General features: G+C 64.0%; 3 protein-coding genes. 1 reads left to right on the forward strand and 2 read right to left on the reverse strand.

Going from position 1 to position 2,313, the window contains the following annotated elements:
- Positions 1-189 (forward strand): hypothetical protein (locus EOA38_RS34030; RefSeq protein ID WP_145966208.1); only part of this gene is annotated, 189 nt, incomplete at its 5' end.
- Positions 190-221: 32 nt separating this feature from the next.
- Here EOA38_RS34030 and EOA38_RS34035 read toward each other — a convergent pair.
- Together EOA38_RS34035 and EOA38_RS34040 are read right to left on the reverse strand one after the other, a co-directional pair.
- Positions 222-1,100, reverse strand: a complete 879-nt coding sequence (locus tag EOA38_RS34035; RefSeq protein WP_127301282.1) for a 3-hydroxybutyryl-CoA dehydrogenase — start codon at positions 1,098-1,100, stop codon at positions 222-224.
- Between the two features lie 272 nt (positions 1,101-1,372).
- Positions 1,373-2,302 (reverse strand): electron transfer flavoprotein subunit alpha/FixB family protein, encoded by a 930-nt coding sequence (locus EOA38_RS34040; protein WP_127301283.1) that lies wholly within the window; start codon positions 2,300-2,302, stop codon positions 1,373-1,375.
- Positions 2,303-2,313 lie beyond the last annotated feature (11 nt).

Below are 2,313 nucleotides of genomic sequence, written 5' to 3' on the forward strand. Positions count from 1 at the left end.
CATTCGATCGGCGCCAGCATCGGGCTCGCACCGATCCGCGCGGACTGCGGCGAGGTGGACGAGATCATCGCCCGTGCCGACGCTGCCTGCTATGCCGCGAAGGCGGCCGGCCGCGGCTGCGTTTCGGCAGCTCCGGACGAAGTCTCGAAGGACGAGGCGATGCCTCTACCGCTTGCCGCGGCATCCTGAGCGCCGCGCGGGAGGGCGTTCAATCGCTGGGCTCAGCGCGTCGGCACCGGATGGTCGCCGCGATAGTCGTAGAAGCCGCGTCCGGTCTTGCGACCCAGCCAGCCGGCCTCGACATATTTCACCAGCAGCGGGCAGGGGCGGTATTTCGAATCCGACAGGCCCTCATGCAGCACCTGCATGATCGACAGGCAGGTGTCGAGGCCGATGAAATCGGCAAGCTGCAGCGGCCCCATCGGATGATTGGCGCCGAGCCGCATGGCGGTGTCGATGGCGTCGACCGTGCCGACGCCCTCATAGAGCGTGTAGATCGCCTCGTTGATCATCGGCAGCAGGATGCGGTTGACGATGAAGGCCGGGAAATCCTCGGAGACGGTGATCGTCTTGTCGAGGTAGTTGACGAAGGCCTTGGCCGCTTCGAAGGTCTTATCCTCGGTAGCGATGCCGCGCACCAGCTCGACCAGCTTCATCACCGGCACCGGGTTCATGAAATGTATGCCGATGAAACGCTCCGGCCGGTCGGTCTGCGCGGCGAGCCGGGTGATCGAGATAGACGAGGTGTTGGTCGCCAGGATCGCTTCCGGGTTGAGCTGCGGACAGAGCTGGGCGTAAATCTTGCGCTTGACCGTCTCGTCCTCGGTCGCCGCCTCGATCACGAGGTCAGCAGCGGCAAGATCGGCCATCGCCGCGGCGGATGAGATCCGCCCCATCGCCTCATTGCGCGCCTTCTCCTCGAGCTTTCCGGAGCCGACCTGTCGGGCCATGTTGCCGCTGATGGTGGCGATGCCTTTCTCGATCCGGTCGGACGTGACGTCGTGGATCAGAACCTTGTAGCCGGCGAGCGCTGCGACATGGGCGATGCCGCCCCCCATTTGGCCTGCGCCGACAATGCCGATCGTCTCGATCTTGCTCATTACCCCGATCCCGTCTGGAGCATTTCCGCTTTTACGAAGCGTTGAAATGCTCCCATCTTTTGTTTCCCGCAATTCCGGACGGAAAAACGCGACGCACTCTCCCTGGAATTGCCTTCTTTGTTTGTCGCAATTCCGGACGGAAAACCGCCAGGCACTTTTCCTGGAATTGCTTGAGGCCTTGGCGGCCTGCTTTTTGTGCAGCGCAAACTAAAAGGGCGGGGCGACTTCGTCTACCCCACCCTTCGGATTTTAATATGCCTGAGCGGAAGGCGTCAAAGCGCCTTTTGCAGTTCCGGCAGAATGACGAAGAGATCGCCGACGAGGCCGTAGTCGGCGACCTGGAAGATCGGCGCCTCCTCGTCCTTGTTGATGGCGACGATGACCTTGGAATCCTTCATGCCGGCAAGGTGCTGGATGGCGCCGGAGATGCCGCAGGCGATGTAGAGATCCGGCGCGACCACCTTGCCGGTCTGGCCGACCTGCCAGTCGTTGGGGGCATAGCCGGCGTCGACAGCGGCTCGGGATGCGCCAACGGCGGCGCCGAGCTTGTCGGCGACGGGCAGGATGACTTCCTGGAACTTCTCCGCCGAACCCAGCGCGCGGCCGCCGGAGATGATGATCTTGGCCGAAGTCAGCTCCGGACGGTCGGTCTCGGAGAGCTTGTTCTCGACAAAGGTGGAGAGGCCCGGATTGGCGGCAGCATTGACCGTCTCGACCGAAGCCGAGCCGCCCTCGGGCGCAGCCTGGAAGGAGGCGGTGCGCACCGTGATCACCTTCTTGGCGTCGGTCGCCTGCACGGTCTGGATGGCGTTGCCGGCATAGATCGGCCGCTTGAAGGTGTCGGGCGAGACCACCTCGATGATCTCGGACACCTGCGCGACGTCGAGCAGGGCCGCGACGCGCGGCGAGACGTTCTTGCCGACCGATGTGGCCGGCGCAACGATGGCGTCATACGAGCCGGCGAGCGAGATCACGAGGGCGGCCAGCGGCTCGGCCAGGCGCTCGGCGAGCTCGTCGGCTTCGGCCAAAAGCACTTTACGAATACCTTTCAGCTTGGCGGCGGCGTCGGCAGCGGCCTTGGCGCCCTTGCCGGCAACCAGCACGTCGACGTCCGAGCCGATCTGCAGGGCGGCCGACAGCGCCTTGGCGGTCTGGTCGGAAAGGGTTGCGTTGTCGTGTTCGGCGATGAGGAGAATTGCCATTTTTCTTATCC

This window comes from Mesorhizobium sp. M1E.F.Ca.ET.041.01.1.1 (assembly GCF_003997355.1).
GTDB lineage: Bacteria > Pseudomonadota > Alphaproteobacteria > Rhizobiales > Rhizobiaceae > Mesorhizobium.

Coding starts and splice junctions, on each gene's coding strand:
- EOA38_RS34040 (WP_127301283.1), bottom strand. CDS start 2,302: ATGGCAATTCTCCTCATCGCCGAACACGACAACGCAACCCTTTCCGAC.
- EOA38_RS34035 (WP_127301282.1), bottom strand. CDS start 1,100: ATGAGCAAGATCGAGACGATCGGCATTGTCGGCGCAGGCCAAATGGGG.